Annotated in this window: 14 protein-coding genes; 13 read left to right on the top strand and 1 reads right to left on the bottom strand. The window is 46.2% G+C overall.

Features of this window, described 5'->3' with window-relative positions; all coding sequences use genetic code 11:
* Positions 1 to 120 precede the first annotated feature (120 nt).
* The 8 genes from DW121_RS08845 to DW121_RS08810 all read left to right on the top strand — a co-directional run bounded on the left by DW121_RS08845 (position 121) and on the right by DW121_RS08810 (position 9,349).
* Positions 121 to 351, top strand: a complete 231-nt coding sequence (locus DW121_RS08845; protein WP_118323551.1) for a hypothetical protein — start codon at positions 121 to 123, stop codon at positions 349 to 351.
* A 370-nt stretch (positions 352 to 721) separates the two neighbouring features.
* The gene (locus tag DW121_RS08840) at positions 722 to 2,218 is read left to right on the top strand and encodes a 2-isopropylmalate synthase (protein WP_118323550.1); all 1,497 of its coding nucleotides are present in this window, start codon (positions 722 to 724) and stop codon (positions 2,216 to 2,218) included.
* 61 nt (positions 2,219 to 2,279) lie between these two features.
* Positions 2,280 to 3,677: a 3-isopropylmalate dehydratase large subunit gene (leuC, locus tag DW121_RS08835; protein WP_118323549.1), complete on the top strand. Its 1,398-nt coding sequence runs from the start codon at positions 2,280 to 2,282 to the stop codon at positions 3,675 to 3,677.
* Between the two features lie 44 nt (positions 3,678 to 3,721).
* Entirely contained in the window at positions 3,722 to 4,315 is a 594-nt protein-coding gene (gene leuD / locus DW121_RS08830) for a 3-isopropylmalate dehydratase small subunit (RefSeq protein WP_118323548.1), read from the top strand.
* A complete protein-coding gene (locus tag DW121_RS08825; protein ID WP_117711261.1) occupies positions 4,305 to 5,852 on the top strand; it encodes an alpha-isopropylmalate synthase regulatory domain-containing protein in 1,548 nt (515 codons plus the stop codon). The genes leuD and DW121_RS08825 overlap by 11 nt, the downstream gene beginning before the upstream one ends.
* Before the next feature lie 57 nt (positions 5,853 to 5,909).
* The gene (gene leuB, locus DW121_RS08820; RefSeq protein ID WP_117711262.1) at positions 5,910 to 6,968 is read left to right on the top strand and encodes a 3-isopropylmalate dehydrogenase; all 1,059 of its coding nucleotides are present in this window, start codon (positions 5,910 to 5,912) and stop codon (positions 6,966 to 6,968) included.
* 132 nt (positions 6,969 to 7,100) lie between these two features.
* Positions 7,101 to 8,051, top strand: a complete 951-nt coding sequence (gene cysK, locus DW121_RS08815; protein ID WP_118323570.1) for a cysteine synthase A — start codon at positions 7,101 to 7,103, stop codon at positions 8,049 to 8,051.
* 413 nt (positions 8,052 to 8,464) lie between these two features.
* Complete coding sequence (locus DW121_RS08810) at positions 8,465 to 9,349, top strand: tetratricopeptide repeat protein (protein ID WP_118323547.1); 885 nt, start codon at positions 8,465 to 8,467, stop codon at positions 9,347 to 9,349.
* A 3-nt stretch (positions 9,350 to 9,352) separates the two neighbouring features.
* Here DW121_RS08810 and recQ read toward each other — a convergent pair whose 3' ends face one another.
* A complete protein-coding gene (recQ, locus tag DW121_RS08805; RefSeq protein ID WP_117711264.1) occupies positions 9,353 to 11,170 on the bottom strand; it encodes a DNA helicase RecQ in 1,818 nt (605 codons plus the stop codon).
* Positions 11,171 to 11,450: 280 nt separating this feature from the next.
* Between recQ and DW121_RS08800 the strand changes: the two genes are divergently transcribed.
* The 5 genes from DW121_RS08800 (at position 11,451) to DW121_RS08780 (ending at position 16,745) form a co-directional block, all read left to right on the top strand.
* Positions 11,451 to 11,915: a helix-turn-helix domain-containing protein gene (locus tag DW121_RS08800; protein ID WP_117711265.1), complete on the top strand. Its 465-nt coding sequence runs from the start codon at positions 11,451 to 11,453 to the stop codon at positions 11,913 to 11,915.
* Between the two features lie 100 nt (positions 11,916 to 12,015).
* Entirely contained in the window at positions 12,016 to 14,064 is a 2,049-nt protein-coding gene (locus DW121_RS08795) for a dipeptidyl-peptidase 3 family protein (protein WP_118323546.1), read from the top strand.
* A 133-nt stretch (positions 14,065 to 14,197) separates the two neighbouring features.
* Positions 14,198 to 14,860 carry a DNA alkylation repair protein gene (locus DW121_RS08790; protein WP_118323545.1) on the top strand — a complete coding sequence of 221 codons (663 nt, stop codon included), beginning with the start codon at positions 14,198 to 14,200 and terminating at the stop codon, positions 14,858 to 14,860.
* A 131-nt stretch (positions 14,861 to 14,991) separates the two neighbouring features.
* Positions 14,992 to 15,480, top strand: coding sequence for a Fur family transcriptional regulator (locus tag DW121_RS08785; RefSeq protein ID WP_117711268.1), 489 nt, complete (start codon positions 14,992 to 14,994; stop codon positions 15,478 to 15,480).
* On the top strand, positions 15,477 to 16,745 hold the full coding sequence (locus DW121_RS08780; RefSeq protein WP_118323544.1) for an adenylosuccinate synthase: 1,269 nt from the start codon (positions 15,477 to 15,479) through the stop codon (positions 16,743 to 16,745). Before DW121_RS08785 ends, DW121_RS08780 begins: the two co-directional genes overlap by 4 nt.
* Positions 16,746 to 16,870 lie beyond the last annotated feature (125 nt).

Below are 16,870 nucleotides of genomic sequence, written 5' to 3'. Positions count from 1 at the left end.
TTAGAAGAAGCCTCCGTATCGGATGATACGGGGGCTTTATTCGTTTTGGAAGATATTGCAATTTTTCGTATATTTGCTGCTGAATTGATTTTTTAATTAATATTTAAAGCAAATTGAAGTATGAAAACTAAAGTTTTATTAGCTGCTGTGGCAGTGGCATTTTCTTTCGCTGTAGCATCATGTGGTAACAAAAAGGCTGATGCAAACTCAACTGGAGCTGATTCTTGCTGCGCTGCACAAACAGAACAAGTATGTGATTCTGTAAAGGCTTGCTGTCAGGCTGATTCTGCAGCTTGTCCGAAAGCCGCTTGCGATAGCGCCAAGTGTGACAAACCTTGCGAAAAGAAGTAATTCAGAACTTGTATTAGACTGAATCATAAGGAAAGGCATACTGTAAAGGTATGCCTTTTTTGTTATATATTAGAGTGATTAATAAGCTGTATCTTATAAAATGATATTATTTCGAATAAAAAAGTTACGAATTTGTTTGTGTGATACGAAATAATCTATACCTTTGCAGTGTTAAAACAAAAAAGATAAGATGATTCAGAACTTTACATATATTCTACTGTGTGGTATTATTATTCTACTGGCAAAGTTTAGTGGAAGTGAGTGCTGTGCATAAATATATGTAAGATATAACAATATACTAAAGCCTTTCTCACTTCCTGGTGCGAAAGGCTTTTTTTATGGAATATGAATTTATAAATATTATAAAGCGATGAGTGATAAATTATTTATTTTCGACACAACGCTCCGCGATGGTGAGCAGGTTCCGGGATGCCAGTTGAATACAGTGGAAAAGATTCAGGTAGCCAAGCAACTGGAAGCACTGGGTGTAGATGTAATTGAAGCGGGATTCCCTATTTCAAGTCCGGGTGACTTTAATTCGGTGATTGAAATTTCTAAAGCTGTGACGTGGCCTACGATTTGTGCTTTGACACGTGCCGTACAGAAAGATATTGATGTTGCAGCGGAAGCCTTGCAGTTTGCCAAACATAAGCGTATTCATACGGGTATCGGTACTTCCGATTCGCATATCAAATATAAATTCAACTCCAATCGTGAGGAGATTATTGAGCGTGCGGTAGCAGCTGTAAAGTATGCCCGTCGTTATGTAGAGGATGTTGAATTCTATGCCGAAGATGCCGGACGTACGGATAACGAATATTTGGCCCGTGTGGTGGAAGCTGTTATCAAGGCGGGCGCTATGGTAGTTAATATTCCCGATACCACCGGGTACTGCCTTCCTGCCGAGTATGGGGCGAAGATAAAGTATCTGATGGAACATGTGGACGGCATTCATAATGCTATCATTTCCACCCATTGCCACAATGATTTGGGTATGGCTACCGCCAACACAATGGCAGGCGTGCTGAATGGAGCCCGTCAGGTGGAAGTTACAATCAATGGTATCGGTGAACGTGCCGGAAATACTTCGCTCGAAGAGGTGGCGATGATTATCAAATGCCATAAGGATATTGACATTGAAACCAATATCAATACACAGAAGATTTATCCTACCAGCCGAATGGTGTCCAGTTTGATGAATATGCCGGTGCAGCCTAACAAGGCAATTGTAGGTCGCAATGCTTTTGCCCATTCGTCGGGCATTCATCAGGACGGTGTATTGAAGAATGTGCAGACTTACGAGATTATTGACCCGCATGATGTGGGTATTGATGATAATTCTATCGTACTGACTGCCCGCAGCGGACGTGCTGCTTTGAAGAACCGTTTGCAGGTATTAGGCGTATCTTTGGACCAACAGAAACTGGATAAGATTTACGAGGAGTTCCTGAAACTTGCTGACAAGAAGAAAGACATTAACGATGATGATATTCTGGTACTGGCAGGTGCGAACCGTTCGCAGAATCATCGTATCAAACTGGAATACTTGCAGGTGACAAGCGGTGTAGGTGTCCGTTCCGTTGCCAGCCTGGGGCTGAACATTTCGGGTGAAAAGTTTGAAGCGGCTGCCAGCGGGAATGGTCCGGTAGATGCTGCAATCAAGGCTTTGAAGAAGATTATAGACCGCCATATGACGCTGAAGGAGTTTACCATTCAGGCCATTAGCAAAGGAAGTGATGATATGGGCAAGGTACATATGCAGGTGGAATATGATAACTGTATCTACTACGGCTTCGGCGCCAATACGGATATTATAGCCGCATCGGTGGAAGCGTATATAGACTGCATCAATAAATTCAAGATGTAATATTATAAACCATACCTTATAAATTCATAAATCATAAATTGTAAATTACAACTCGTTTCTGATGAATACATTATTTGATAAAATTTGGGATGCCCACGTTGTGCAGAAGGTTGAAGACGGCCCTACACAACTTTACATAGACAGGCTTTATTGCCATGAAGTAACCAGCCCGCAGGCTTTTGCCGGATTGCGTGCAAGGGGAATTAAGTGTTTCCGTCCGGAAAAGATATTTTGTATGCCCGACCATAATACGCCGACGCACGATCAGGACAAGCCTATTGAGGACCCTGTTTCGAAGACACAGGTGGATACGCTTGCCAAGAATGCGGAAGACTTCGGTCTGGAGCACTTCGGCATGATGGACAAGAAGAACGGTATTATCCATGTGGTAGGCCCGGAACGCGGACTGACCTTGCCGGGAATGACAATTGTATGCGGTGACTCGCATACTTCTACCCATGGCGCAATGGGTGCGGTGGCTTTCGGTATCGGTACGAGCGAAGTAGAGATGGTGATGGCTTCGCAATGTATTCTTCAAACCCGTCCCAAAACGATGCGCATTACGGTAGACGGCAGATTGGGTAAGGGAGTGACAGCCAAAGATTTGGCGCTCTATATGATGTCTAAAATGACTACCAGCGGTGCTACGGGTTACTTTGTAGAGTATGCCGGAGAGGCAGTGCGCAGCCTGTCCATGGAAGGACGCCTCACTCTGTGCAACCTCAGTATAGAAATGGGTGCGCGCGGCGGTATGGTTGCCCCGGATGAAACTACTTTCGAGTATATCAAAGGACGTGAGTATGCCCCGAAAGGTGAAGAGTGGGATAAGGCGCTGGCATACTGGAAAACGTTGAAAAGCGATGCAGATGCCGTATTCGACAAGGAAGTGCGTTTTGATGCCGCTGATATTGAGCCGATGGTTACCTACGGAACCAATCCGGGCATGGGTATGGGCATCACGCAGCATATCCCCGTTACCGAGGGTATGGGCGAAGCTGCCAAAGCGTCTTTTATGAAGTCTATGGACTATATGGGCTTCCGGCCGGGTGAGCCATTGCTGGGTAAAAAGATAGATTATGTGTTCCTGGGTGCTTGTACCAACGGCCGTATCGAGGACTTCCGTGCATTTGCCTCTATCGTGAAAGGCCGAAAGAAAGCTGCGGATGTAGTGGCATGGCTGGTTCCCGGTTCGTGGATGGTAGATGCGCAGATACGTGAGGAAGGTTTGGACAAGGTGCTGGAAGAGGCGGGATTCGCTATCCGTCAGCCGGGATGTTCGGCTTGCTTGGCGATGAATGATGATAAAGTGCCTGCCGGAAAGTATGCGGTGTCTACCAGTAACCGTAATTTTGAAGGACGGCAGGGACCGGGTGCACGCACTTTGCTTGCCAGTCCGCTGGTGGCTGCTGCGGCGGCGGTGACAGGGGTGATTACAGACCCGAGGAAGTTTATTAAATGAAGAATGAAGAACGAAGAATGAAGAAACAATGAAATGAAGAAACAATGAAACAGAAATTCAATATCATCAACAGCACTTGCGTACCTCTTCCGTTGGAGAATGTAGATACCGACCAGATAATTCCTGCGCGTTTCCTGAAAGCCACTACCAAAGAAGGTTTCGGTGAGAACTTGTTTCGCGATTGGCGGTATGACAAGCAAGGCAACAAAATAGAATCTTTCGTACTGAATAACCCTACTTACGGCGGACAAATCCTTGTAGCCGGAAAGAACTTCGGCTCGGGAAGCAGCCGTGAACACGCAGCTTGGGCCATTGCCGATTATGGTTTCCGTGTGGTGGTAAGCAGCTTTTTTGCGGATATCCATAAGAATAACGAACTGAACAATTTCGTGCTTCCCGTAGTGGTGAGCGAACCGTTTCTGAAGGAACTTTTCGATTCGGTTTTTGCCGACCCGAAGACGGAAGTGGAAGTAAACCTGCCCGAACAGACCATCACTAACAAGGCGACAGGCAAGAGCGAACATTTTGAAATCAACGCCTATAAGAAACATTGCCTGATGAACGGTTTGGACGATATAGATTTCCTCGTAGAGAATAAAGACAAGATAGAATCCTGGGAGAAGAAACATGAAGCATAATCATCCGAAGATAGAAATCATGGACACCACGCTCCGCGACGGCGAACAGACCAGCGGAGTCTCTTTCGTGCCCCATGAGAAGCTGATGATAGCCCGTTTATTGCTTGAAGACTTGAAAGTGGATAGGGTGGAAGTCGCTTCCGCTCGGGTATCCGAAGGAGAGTTTGATGCGGTGAAAATGATATGCGACTGGGCGGCCCGCCGTAATATGTTGCCGAGGGTGGAAGTGCTCGGCTTCGTAGACGGGCATACGTCGGTAGACTGGATACACGCTACCGGTTGCCGCGTCATCAACCTGTTGTGCAAAGGCTCCTTGAAGCATTGCTCCTGCCAGTTGAAGAAGTCGCCCGAAGAACATATCGAGGATATTCTGGCAGTGGTGAACTACGCGAATGTGCAGGACATGGAAGTGAACATCTATCTGGAAGACTGGAGCAACGGTATGAAAGATTCGCCCGAATACGTCTTTCAGCTAATGGACGCATTGATTCAGACCAACATAAAGCGGTATATGCTGCCCGACACATTGGGCGTGCTGAACCCGTTGCAAGTCATTGAGTTCATGCGGAAAATGGTGAAACGCTATCCGCACGCGCATTTCGACTTCCATGCGCATAATGATTACGACCTCGCGGTGAGCAACGTGCTGGCAGCTGTGTTGAGTGGCTGCAAGGGTTTGCACACCACCATTAACGGTTTGGGCGAGCGTGCCGGGAATGCCCCTCTTGCCAGTGTGCAGGCCATCTTGAAAGACCATTTCAGCGCTATCACCAATATCGACGAGAGCCGCCTCAATGATGTGAGCCGTGTGGTAGAGTCCTATTCGGGCATCGTTATCCCTGCCAACAAGCCGATTGTGGGCGAAAACGTGTTTACGCAAGTGGCGGGCGTGCATGCCGACGGGGATAATAAGAGTAACTTATACTGCAACGACCTCTTGCCCGAACGTTTCGGCCGCAAGCGGGAGTATGCCCTGGGCAAGAACAGCGGCAAGGCGAATATCCGCAAGAATCTGGAAGACTTGGGGCTGGACTTGGACGAGGATTCCATGCGCAAGGTTACCGAACGCATCATCGAACTGGGTGATAAAAAGGAACTGGTGACGCAGGAAGATTTGCCGTACATCGTTTCCGACGTCTTGAAGCACGGAGTTATGGACGAGCGGGTAAACCTGAAAAGCTACATCGTGAACCTTGCCTACGGACTGAAGCCCATGGCTACGTTGAAAATAGAAATCAACGGCAAAGAGTATGAGGAGAGTTCCAGCGGTGACGGTCAGTACGATGCCTTTGTGCGTGCGCTGCGCAAGATATACAAGGTGACTTTGGGACGCAAATTCCCGATGCTGACGAATTACGCAGTGACTATCCCCCCCGGCGGACGTACCGATGCTTTTGTGCAGACGGTAATTACATGGACGTTTGAAGACAAGGTGTTCCGCACCCGCGGACTGGATGCCGACCAGACGGAAGCTGCCATCAAGGCCACGGTGAAGATGCTGAATATAATAGAAGCCGAATATGAAAAGATGAGCTAAGCGGCTGTCTGAAAGAGATAAAAGAACAAAATAAAGGAATACTTAATAAAGAAAACAATGGACTTTAAAATTGCAGTATTGGCCGGTGACGGTATCGGCCCCGAAATATCCGCAGTAGGTGTGGACGTAATGACCGCCGTTTGCGAGAAGTTCGGTCACAAGGTGAACTATGAATATGCTGTCTGCGGTGCAGACGCCATCGACAAAGTGGGAGACCCGTTTCCCGAAGCTACCTATCAGGCTTGTAAGAATGCCGATGCAGTGTTGTTCTCGGCAGTAGGCGACCCGAAATTCGACAATGACCCCACCGCAAAGGTGCGCCCGGAACAAGGGTTGCTGGCTATGCGCAAGAAGTTAGGATTGTTTGCCAACATCCGTCCCGTGCAAACCTTTAAGTGCCTCTTGCACAAGTCTCCGCTTCGTGCCGAATTGGTGGACGGAGCCGATTTCCTCTGCATCCGCGAACTGACAGGCGGTATGTACTTCGGCGAGAAGTATCAGGACAACGACAAGGCTTACGACACCAATATGTACACCCGCCCGGAGATTGAACGCATTCTGAAAGTAGGCTTTGAGTATGCCATGAAGCGCAACAAGCATCTTACGGTCGTAGACAAGGCGAATGTCCTTGCCTCTTCGCGCCTGTGGAGGCAGATTGCGCAGGAAATGGCTCCGGACTATCCGGAAGTCACCACCGACTATATGTATGTGGACAACGCCGCCATGCGTATGATTCAAGAACCGAAGTTCTTCGACGTGATGGTGACGGAGAACACCTTCGGCGATATCCTGACCGATGAAGGCTCCTGCATCAGCGGTTCCATGGGCTTGCTCCCTTCGGCTTCCACCGGCGAAAGCACCCCGGTATTCGAGCCTATTCACGGCTCATGGCCGCAGGCTAAGGGCTTGAACATAGCCAACCCGCTGGCGCAGATTCTTTCCGTAGCCATGCTGTTTGAGTACTTCGGCCTGAAAGAAGAAGGCGCGCTTATCCGCAAGGCGGTAGACGCTTCTCTCGACGCCAACGTCCGTACCCCGGAAATTCAGGTGGAAGGCAGCGGCAAATACGGCACGAAAGAGGTAGGTGCGTGGATTGTGGACTACATCAAACACTAATCTTTATTAAGGAAAGAAAGGGCGAAACGTTTTTTTCCTACCTTTGCGAGGAGATGCCTCAAAAGTATGATACATTTATCTGTGATAATGATTTTACTTTTGATGTATCTCCTCGTTTTATAAGTAATGATTATGGCAAAAATAGCAAAGAACTTGACGGAACTTATCGGCGGCACACCGTTGATGAAGTTGGCAGGATACAGTGGAAAGTACGGACTGCAACAGGATATAGTTGCCAAACTGGAGTCGTTCAACCCGGCAGGCAGTGTAAAAGACCGCGTAGGACTGGCAATGATTGAAGATGCCGAAGCGCGCGGAGCGTTGAAGCCCGGCGCCACTATTATAGAACCTACCAGCGGCAATACGGGGGTGGGACTGGCAATGGTGGCTACCATCAAAGGCTATCATCTGATACTGACCATGCCCGAAACAATGAGCATCGAACGCCGTAACCTGTTGAAAGCCCTCGGAGCGGAAATCGTGCTGACGGACGGGCTGGCGGGTATGGCGGGTTCTATCGCCAAGGCGCAGGAGTTGAGAGATAAGATACCCGGCGCTGTAATTCTGCAACAGTTTGAGAATCCTTCCAATGCCCGGATACACGAACTGACTACGGGCGAGGAAATCTGGACGGACACGGACGGACAGGTGGACGTGTTTGTGGCGGGAGTGGGTACGGGCGGTACGATTTGCGGTGTAGCCCGCGCTTTGAAGAAGCATAATCCGAATGTTCATATCGTGGCTGTCGAGCCTGCATCGTCTCCCGTACTTGAGGGGGGAGAGGATGCTCCGCACCGCATACAGGGCATCGGGGCAAACTTTATTCCGGCTCTTTATGACGCTTCGGTAGTGGATGAGGTGATTCCTGTGCCGGACGATGAAGCCATTCGTGCCGGACGCGAGCTGGCATCTACTGAGGGACTGCTGGCGGGAATATCTTCCGGTGCGGCTGTTTATGCAGCCCGTTTACTGGCAAAGCGTCCCGAATTTGCAAACAAAATGATAGTTGCCTTGTTGCCTGATACAGGGGAGAGGTATCTCTCAACGGAATTGTTTGCTTTTGATACCTATCCTTTGGAGTAATGCCGGGGGAAAACTCCCGTTTTAGCGGCGGGTATTGTTCGTACCGACGTTTGGTATTGCTCGTACCAACGTTTGGTAGTGCTTGTACCGACGTTTGGTATTCCTCGTACCAACGTTTGGTATTCCTCGTACCAACACTTGGTATTGCTCGTACCAATCGTTGGTATTTTTTGTACTAACGTTTGAAACCGGTTTAGGTAAATGGTGAAAATTAGTCAAGACTATCTGTCATTCAGAGCGTAGCGAAGAATCTACTCTCTTCTTGGCATATATGTAGGGAAGAGATTCTTCGCTACGCTCTGAATGACAGATAGTCTTGATATAAACTAAATCTCAACACTTGTTTATTTACTTACCTTATAAATATAGCATAACAAGTACAAAGGAAACTGAATAAATATAGTATAACGAGTATGAGAAAGCTGAATAAATATAACATAACAAGTACAAAGAAGCTAATTTCCTTCATTGTGTGTTTATTGGCAGGCGGTATGCCTGCGTTCTCGCAAACCTATCAGGAACTTTGCGACCGTGCCATAACTTATACGGAGCAGGATAGTTTGCCGCAAGCGGAAGAGTATATCCGCCAGGCTTTGAAGCTGGAACCGGCAAATCCTCACAATGCTCTTCTGTTCTCCAATCTCGGCACGATACAGCGTCGGCAAAGGCAGTACGAGCAGGCTTTGGAGTCTTATAGCTTTGCCCTGAATATCGCTCCGCGTGCAGTCCCTATCTTGCTGAACCGTGCGGCTGTTTATATGGAACTGGGACGTAATAATCTGGCGCAGGCTGATTATTCGCTGGTACTGGATTTGGAGAAGAACAATGAGGAGGCTTTGCTGATGCGTGCTTATATTTATATGCAGCAGCGTGAGTATAAAATGGCAAAGGCGGATTATGAACGCTTGCTGAAAGTGAATCCGGTCAGCTATAACGGTCGTCTTGGTTTGGCGACTTTAGAACAGAAAGAGGGGAAATACGAAGAGGCACTGAGTGTACTGAACAATATGATTGCAGCCAAAAGAGGAAATTCACAATTGTCTTCTTCCCAATATGCCATGCTCTATGTGGCCCGTGCCGGGGTAGAGAAAGACTTGAACCATATGGATATGGCGCTGGTTGACTTGGAAGAGGCGATAAGATTGGATAGCTCGCAACCGGAAATATACCTGATGCGTGGCGAAATTTATCTTGCCCAAAAGAAAAAGGATTTGGCCAAACGTGATTTTGAGAAGGCTATATCGTTGGGAGTACCGCAAGCCGATTTGCGTGACTTACTGCAACAAACGAGAAAATAGTGGTCAGGAGTCACAGAACTTGCGTATTAGACCGACAAATTCTTTTCCGTATTTCTTTTTCTTGTATTCTCCGATACCGCTGATGTTTCCGAACTCCTCAATAGTGGTGGGGCGTGAGGTGCTGAGCAGGTGGAGTACCTTGTCGGACAGGACGATGTATGCAGGCAAGGCTTCTTCGTCGGCAAGGCGTTTTCTCAATTCACGCAGGGCTTCAAAGAGGGCTTCGTTCTCCGTGTTGGGAAGTCCCAAAGGCAGTTCTTTGTCGGGAGCGGGGGTTTTGCGCTTTCTGCCTCGCTTGGTTTCGTTCGCTTCTTCCCGGCGTATTACTACTAATCGGGCAGTGGCTCTGCCAAAAAGGACATCACTTCCTGCAGAAGTTATTTTCAGATGATTGTTGTCATTGTAGGCAATCTCAAAGTAGCCGAGTTGCAGCATTTGTAATAAGTAATCATGCCAGTCGCGAGCGGGAATTTCACGTCCTGCTGCGAATGTTTTCAGTTGTTGATAGCCTTTACCCACAACTTCGGCGGACATATTCCCCCTTAAAATGTCAACCAAAACACCTGTGCCGATTTGTTGCTCGGTGCGGGCAATGGCGCTTAGGGCTTTTTGTACAATGACAGTTCCGTCAAAACGCTCCGGCGGATTCTTACAGACGTCACAATTGCCGCAATCATGGTCTGCTGTCTCTCCAAAATAACTTAATAATATACGTCGTCGGCAGATATCGGATTCGGCATATTGCTGCATTCGTTGAAGCTTCTCCAGATTAATGCTTTGCTGTCCGCTATCGGTTGCAAATTTAGTGAGCAAAATCAAGTCGGCCAATGAGTAAAATAATAAGGTGTCACTTGGCAGCCCGTCTCTTCCTGCGCGCCCTACCTCTTGGTAGAAACTTTCGATGCTTTTTGGTAAATTATAATGAATAACCCAGCGTACGTTACTTTTGTCTATACCCATACCGAAAGCAATAGTGGCACATACCACTTGTACGCGGTCGTTGATGAAGTCATCTTGTGCTTCGTCTCTGCGGGCAGGGGAGAGTCCGGCATGATATACGGCAGTGCGAATGCCCTGTTTTTGGAGCATTTGTGCAACGGACTCCGTCTTGCTTCGGCTCATGCAATATATAATGCCGCTTTCTCCGGGGTGACGGGCTATAAAATCAAGAATTGCCTTGGACTTTTCTTTCTGCTGATAGCCTCGTTTCACGGTGAGGCTCAGGTTAGGGCGGTCGAAAGAGGAGATGAATATCCGGGGATGATTCAGATGAAGTTGCTTGATAATGTCCTCGCGCGTAATCTTGTCGGCAGTGGCAGTCAGGGCGATGACGGGCACTTGCGGAAACAGTTGGTGGAGAATTCCCATTTGTGCATATTCCGGGCGGAAATCGTGTCCCCATTGTGAAATACAATGTGCTTCGTCAATAGCAAAAAGTGAGATGTGCATATCCCGCAGAAGGTAGTTGGCTTCTGTCAACAGCTTTTCAGGAGAGATATATAGTAATTTCAGCCTGCCTTCCATGCAGGCACGACGCAGGGCGGCATTCTCCGTTTCGTCATTGCTGCTGTTCAGCGCACCGGCGCTGATGCCATTGGCGCACAGGGCTTCCACTTGGTCCTTCATCAGTGAGATAAGAGGTGAAACCACTATTGCAGTGCCTTCGCGCAACAGGGCGGGAAGTTGGTAACATATGGATTTCCCACCACCGGTAGGCATTAGTACAAGTGCATCGTTTCCGTCCAGGATGTGGCGGATAATTTCTTCTTGCAGAGGGCGGAAACTGTCGTAACCGAAGTATGTTTTCAGCGTTTGTAGCATAAGCGTAACCGGTGTTTTTTGAGAGGACAAAGTTACATTAATTATTGCATAAAATGCAAAAGTAAGTGTTACTCAATTGAATAAGTTGACGATTAAAAGTCAAAGTTAAATAATCTTATTATTAAGTGTACTCCGCTTCTTTTCAATCTTTTTCATTGTTTATATATCAAAAATATGTATGGGAAAAGTTGCGTATTAAAAAAAAATGTTAGACTTTTGTGTAATCTAAAGGAAACTCCTTTGGATTTCTATCTTTAAACAACCCTAACCAGTTAGTTCAATGAGTGACTTAGAAAAAAAAGCACAGGAGGAAGCTACAAAGAAGCGTCCTTATAACCTGCGCGAAAAGAAAGAGAAAAAGGCTGCCTACCGTTCCTTGATACGCCCGGAACTGGCAGACGAACTGTATGACCGGATATTGAATATTATCGTTGTACAGAAGAAGTACAGAGACCCCAATTATTCAGCTAAAGATTTGGCAAAAGAGTTGCAGACTAATACCCGTTATTTGTCGGCAGTTGTAAACTCTCGCTTTGGAATGAATTATTCTTGCTTGTTGAATGAATACAGAGTGAAAGATGCTTTGCATTTATTGACAGATAAAAGGTATGCTGACAAAAATGTAGAAGAAATCAGCACGATGGTTGGTTTCGCAAACCGTCAGTCTTTTTATGCTGCTTTTTATAAAAATGTAGGAGAAACTCCTAACGGTTATCGTAAACAACATGCAGTGAAAAGCAAATAATGCAGTGGAACTGAATTTATAAAAGGAAATATTCTGAGAGGTTCGCTCCGGAATACTTCCTTTTGTCTTTTTAAATACTAACTATCTCTTCCCGACACACATGAAAAAACAACTAATTTCCGTAGTAGCCGCTGTGTCTTTGCTTACAGCGTGTGGCGGAGCACAGAAAACGACTGCCGAGGCAGAAAAATTTGATTATACAGTGGAACAATTTGCAGACTTACAGATTTTACGCTACCGCGTACCGGAATTTGAGAACTTGTCTCTCAAACAGAAAGAATTAGTTTATTATCTCACAGAAGCCGCTTTGCAGGGACGTGACATCTTGTTCGACCAAAACGGGAAGTACAACCTCAGAATCCGCCGGATGCTGGAAGCTGTCTATACAGGTTATAGCGGTGACAAGACTGCGGCAGACTTCAAGGCTATGGAGGTGTATCTGAAGAGAGTATGGTTTTCTAACGGCATCCATCATCATTATGGCAGCGAGAAGTTCGTGCCGGGCTTTACTCCCGAATTCTTCAAACAAGCTCTTTTGAGTGTAGACGCTTCTACACTTCCGCTTGCGGAAGGACAAACGGTAGAACAACTTTATGAAGAAGTTGCTCCCGTTATCTTTGACCCCAAAGTAATGCCGAAGCGTGTCAATCAAGCTGCCGGTGAGGATTTAGTGCTGACCTCAGCTTGTAATTATTATGACGGGGTGACACAGAAGGAAGCCGAGGATTTTTATAATGCAATGAAAAATCCTAAAGATGAAACACCGGTTTCTTATGGGCTGAACAGTCGTCTGGTGAAGGAGAGCGGCAAGATTCAGGAAAAAGTATGGAAAGTAGGGGGCTTGTACGGCCAGGCTCTTGAAAAGATAGTATATTGGTTGAAGAAAGCGGAAGGAGTGGCCGAAAATCCGGAACAGAAGGCGGTTATAACCAAACTGATAGAGTTTTACGATACCGGTGATTTGAAAACCTTTGATGATTATGCCATTTTGTGGGTGAAAGACTTGGACTCCCGCATTGATTTTGTAAACGGGTTTACCGAAAGCTATGGTGACCCGCTGGGTATGAAGGCAAGTTGGGAGTCTTTGGTGAACTTCAAAGATTTGGAAGCTACCCGCCGTACGGAGATTATCAGTAGCAACGCACAATGGTTTGAAGACCATTCACCGGTAGAGAAACAGTTCAAGAAAGAACAAGTGAAAGGTGTCTCCGCTAAAGTTATCACCGCCGCTATTCTGGCGGGCGACCTGTATCCTGCAACGGCTATCGGCATCAACCTGCCCAATGCAAATTGGATTCGTAGCCATCATGGTTCCAAGTCCGTTACAATTGGTAATATAACGGATGCTTATAACAAAGCGGCTCATGGTAACGGATTCAATGAAGAGTTTGTTTATAGTGATGCCGAGTTGCAATTGATAGATAAATACGCCGATATCACCGATAATTTGCATACCGACCTGCACGAATGCTTAGGGCATGGCTCCGGCAAGCTGTTGCCGGGTGTAGATCCTGATGCACTGAAAGCTTACGGTTCTACTATCGAAGAAGCGCGTGCCGACTTATTCGGGCTTTACTATGTGGCTGATCCGAAGTTGGTGGAATTGGGCTTGACTCCGAGTGCAGATGCTTACAAGGCTCAATTTTATACTTATCTGATGAACGGCTTGATGACACAGCTTGTACGCATCGAACCGGGTAATAATGTGGAAGAGGCCCATATGCGCAACCGTCAGCTTATAGCCCGTTGGGTATATGAAAAGGGTGCTGCCGATAAAGTGGTGGAACTGGCGAAGAAGGATGGAAAGACTTATGTTGTAATCAACAATTACGAAAAGGTGCGTGAATTATTTGGTGAGTTGCTTGCCGAAATACAACGTATCAAATCTACGGGTGACTATGACGCAGCTCATAAGCTGGTAGAAACTTATGCTGTAAAGGTAGACCCTGAACTACATGCGGAAGTTCTGGAGCGCTATAAGAAATTGAATCTGGCTCCGTACAAAGGTTTTATCAACCCGAAGTATGAGGCTGTGACGGATGCGGACGGTAATATCACTGATGTAACTGTGACTTATGATGAAGGCTATGCAGAACAGATGTTGCGTTATAGCAAGGATTACTCGGCATTGCCTTCTATAAATAATTAATTCAAAGAAGAAGAATGAGAAATGAAGAATGATGAATGAAGAATGAAGAATTACCTTGCGGCATATTCGTATATGTGCAGCTTAATTCTTAATTCTTCATTCATCATTCTTCATTTCTCTAATCCCCTCATTTATGGAACTAACAGAACAACTCAAAGAAATAAAAACACAGCTTCGCCTCTCCATGAATGGAGCTGTGTCTCAAAGTATGCGTGAGAAAGGTTTAGTCTACAAACTCAATTTCGGTGTGGAACTACCCCGTATCAAGAGCATTGCCGACGCTTACGAGAAAGACCATGCCTTGGCACAGACTCTTTGGAAAGAAGATATTCGCGAATGTAAGATACTGGCGGGATTACTCCAGCCGGTCGACAGTTTCTTGCCTGAAATTGCGGATATATGGGTGGAGAATATCCGGAATATCGAGATTGCGGAACTTACTTGTATGAACCTTTTTCAGTATCTTCCGTATGCCCCTGCCAAGTCTTTCCATTGGATTGCGGCTGAGGATGAATATACGCAGGTTTGCGGCTTCCTTACCATTGCCCGCCTGCTGATGAAAAAAGGCGATATGAACGAGCGCGTGGAGAATGAGTTCCTTGACCAAGCTATTTCAGCTTTCTTGTCCGGTTCTTATCATGTGCGGAATGCTGCCCTGACTGCTATCCGTCGTTTTATGCAACATAGTGAAGAAAATGCGTTTCAGGTTTGCCGGAGAGTAGAGGATATGAAAGATTCTTCTTCGGAAGCGGAACATCTTCTTTATACCCTGATAAGGGAAGAAGTGGAAATGTGATAGGGTGATAATGTATTCACCTAATCCTTTCTTTCCCTACTTTATCATTCTCATTATTAATTTTTCTTTTTTTGTTTGCTTTCCGCAAAAAAGGCTTAACTTTGTTGGCTGTTAAAAAACTGCGCCTTTAAATGGAAAGTCAGAACGTGAAAGATACGGTTAGGCAGATATTCACGGAATATCTCAATACGAACGGGCATCGCAAGACTCCCGAACGCTATGCCATACTCGACACTATTTATTCCATAGACGGCCATTTCGATATTGACACGCTTTATTCGCTAATGGCGGATCAGGAGAACTTCAGGGTCAGCCGTGCGACACTTTACAATACAATTATATTACTTATCAACGCCCGTTTGGTTATCAAACATCAGTTCGGGAATTCTTCTCAATACGAAAAAAGCTATAACCGTGATACACATCACCACCAAATCTGTACGCAGTGCGGTAAGGTTGTCGAATTTCAAAATGAAGAATTGCAGCAAGCTATTGAGAATACAAAACTGAGTCGTTTCAACCTGACACATTATTCGCTGTATATGTACGGGCTGTGCAGTAAGTGCGACCGCGCAAACAAAAGGAAGAAGAAAAATAATAACCATAAGAAAGAGAAATGAAAGTAGACATTCTATTAGGATTACAATGGGGCGACGAAGGCAAAGGCAAAGTCGTTGATGTATTAACTCCGAGATACGATGTAGTGGCACGTTTTCAAGGTGGCCCGAACGCTGGTCATACATTGGAGTTTGAAGGTCAGAAGTATGTGCTCCGTTCCATTCCTTCGGGAATTTTTCAAGGTGACAAAGTAAATATCGTCGGTAACGGTGTAGTACTTGACCCGGCACTGTTCAAAGCCGAGGCTGAAGCATTGGAGGCATCCGGTCACAATTTGAAGGAACGCTTGCATATTTCCAAGAAAGCACATCTCATCCTGCCTACGCACCGCATTTTGGACGCCGCCTACGAGGCAGCAAAGGGAGATGCCAAAGTGGGAACCACCGGTAAGGGTATTGGTCCGACTTATACGGATAAGGTGAGCCGTAACGGTGTACGTGTAGGTGATATCCTGCATGATTTTGATAAGAAATATGCTGCCGCTAAAGCCCGCCACGAACAAATTCTGAAAAGTTTGGATTATCAATATGATTTGGCAGAGTTGGAAAAAGCGTGGCTTGAGGGTATTGAATACTTGAAGCAATTCAAGTTTGTAGATAGCGAACACGAAATAAACGGACTATTGTCAGATGGTAAATCTGTTCTGTGCGAGGGTGCGCAAGGTACGATGTTGGATGTTGACTTCGGTTCCTATCCGTTCGTCACTTCTTCCAATACCATTTGCGCGGGCGCTTGCACGGGTTTGGGTATCGCTCCTAATAAGATTGGTGAAGTGTACGGTATCTTCAAAGCGTATTGCACGCGTGTAGGTGCAGGTCCGTTCCCGACAGAACTGTTCGACAAGACAGGTGACCAGATTTGTACATTGGGACACGAGTTCGGTTCGGTAACCGGGCGTAAGCGTCGTTGCGGCTGGATTGACTTGGTAGCTTTGAAATATGCCATCATGGTGGACGGTGTTACCAAACTGATTATGATGAAGAGTGACGTGCTCGATTCTTTTGAAACGATTAAAGCTTGTGTGGCATATAAAGTAAATGGTGAAGAAATTGATTACTTCCCGTTCGATATAGAAGGTGTTGAACCGGTATATGTGGAATTGCCCGGTTGGCAGACCGATATGACAAAGATGCAGAGTGAGGATGAATTCCCCGAAGAATTCAATGCATATCTGGCTTTCTTGGAAGAACAACTCGGTGTGCCTGTGAAGATTGTATCTGTAGGTCCTGACCGCGAACAAACCATTGAACGTTATACAGAAGAATAATAGATTTTAGCTAATTCTTCCTAAAATATAAGGGAAACTGTGAGATTGCTCGCAGTTTCCCTTTATTTTTGGCAGACTATTTGTTATAGAAATAGAAAACGACACATTATTCACTTATTTTTAAA

The sequence above is a fragment of the Bacteroides sp. AM10-21B genome (genome assembly GCF_003472565.1).
GTDB classification, from domain to species: domain Bacteria; phylum Bacteroidota; class Bacteroidia; order Bacteroidales; family Bacteroidaceae; genus Bacteroides; species Bacteroides propionicigenes.
The sequence above is the reverse complement of the archived record's forward strand: the minus strand, read 5'-3'. Positions and strand labels throughout refer to the sequence as shown.

What these genes read in the sequence shown, in the direction of transcription:
- DW121_RS08845 (WP_118323551.1), top strand. Translation starts at nt 121, where the DNA reads ATGAAAACTAAAGTTTTATTAGCTGCTGTGGCAGTGGCATTTTCTTTC.
- DW121_RS08840 (WP_118323550.1), top strand. Translation starts at nt 722, where the DNA reads ATGAGTGATAAATTATTTATTTTCGACACAACGCTCCGCGATGGTGAG.
- leuC (WP_118323549.1), top strand. Translation starts at nt 2,280, where the DNA reads ATGAATACATTATTTGATAAAATTTGGGATGCCCACGTTGTGCAGAAG.
- leuD (WP_118323548.1), top strand. Translation starts at nt 3,722, where the DNA reads ATGAAACAGAAATTCAATATCATCAACAGCACTTGCGTACCTCTTCCG.
- DW121_RS08825 (WP_117711261.1), top strand. Translation starts at nt 4,305, where the DNA reads ATGAAGCATAATCATCCGAAGATAGAAATCATGGACACCACGCTCCGC.
- leuB (WP_117711262.1), top strand. Translation starts at nt 5,910, where the DNA reads ATGGACTTTAAAATTGCAGTATTGGCCGGTGACGGTATCGGCCCCGAA.
- cysK (WP_118323570.1), top strand. Translation starts at nt 7,101, where the DNA reads ATGGCAAAAATAGCAAAGAACTTGACGGAACTTATCGGCGGCACACCG.
- DW121_RS08810 (WP_118323547.1), top strand. Translation starts at nt 8,465, where the DNA reads ATGAGAAAGCTGAATAAATATAACATAACAAGTACAAAGAAGCTAATT.
- recQ (WP_117711264.1), bottom strand. Translation starts at nt 11,170, where the DNA reads ATGCTACAAACGCTGAAAACATACTTCGGTTACGACAGTTTCCGCCCT.
- DW121_RS08800 (WP_117711265.1), top strand. Translation starts at nt 11,451, where the DNA reads ATGAGTGACTTAGAAAAAAAAGCACAGGAGGAAGCTACAAAGAAGCGT.
- DW121_RS08795 (WP_118323546.1), top strand. Translation starts at nt 12,016, where the DNA reads ATGAAAAAACAACTAATTTCCGTAGTAGCCGCTGTGTCTTTGCTTACA.
- DW121_RS08790 (WP_118323545.1), top strand. Translation starts at nt 14,198, where the DNA reads ATGGAACTAACAGAACAACTCAAAGAAATAAAAACACAGCTTCGCCTC.
- DW121_RS08785 (WP_117711268.1), top strand. Translation starts at nt 14,992, where the DNA reads ATGGAAAGTCAGAACGTGAAAGATACGGTTAGGCAGATATTCACGGAA.
- DW121_RS08780 (WP_118323544.1), top strand. Translation starts at nt 15,477, where the DNA reads ATGAAAGTAGACATTCTATTAGGATTACAATGGGGCGACGAAGGCAAA.